Raw genomic sequence first — 684 nt, forward strand, 5'->3', positions numbered from 1 at the left:
GCCCTGGTGCTGGCAGGGTACTGGAGCTATGCGCTGGTGCTGGGGCGGCGGGCGTGGCTGGCGGGGGAGATCGGGGACCTCTCCGAGGACGACGCCGGTGCGGTGGCACCCGCCAGCTGAGCCTTCCGCTGTGTTGCACTGTCCGATGGGGCAAACAAGCTGTGAAGGTGGTGTCAGTTTGGCATCGGAACGGGGTGGCACCGTCCCAGACGTGTCTGCCGCCGGTAATCTTCACGGTGTGAGCGAGAACCTGACCCCTGAAGAACCCGGCACCACGTCCCCTACTTCGCATGAGCCCGATTCGGTGGCCCCTGCCCCGGTAATCAAGGCGGAGCCCGCCGCCAAAATCAAGCTGGACATACCGCTTGACGGCAGTGATCCCGAGCCCATGCGCCCCGCGGCTAGAATGCCCAAGCTGCCCACGGCGGCCGAGCTTGACGCCGAGCCGGACGATGAGCCGGAGGTGTTCGTGGAGTCCTCACCCACCACCATGCTGCAGATCCGTCCTCCCCAGGAGGAAGTGGAAAAGCGGCTGGCTGCCAGGGAGCTGGCCGCCAACACAAAGCCCGTGCTGCCGCGCGTGTTCCAGGTGCTGCTGGCGGTTTTCTACCCGGTGGTGTTGCTGGTCCTTTCCATCCGCCTGGTCACCACCTCCGTCTTCTTGTGGGTGGAGTACCACCGGCC

The 684-nt window shown here is 65.9% G+C and carries 1 pseudogene; it reads left to right on the forward strand.

The window, feature by feature from the left end:
- Positions 1–238: 238 nt before the first annotated feature.
- Positions 239–684 (forward strand): annotated as a pseudogene (locus CXQ91_RS25600) (TIGR01906 family membrane protein); the annotation flags it as partial.

It is taken from the genome of Arthrobacter sp. Y81 (assembly GCF_002929335.1).
In the GTDB taxonomy this organism is placed as follows: Bacteria; Actinomycetota; Actinomycetes; order Actinomycetales; family Micrococcaceae; genus Arthrobacter.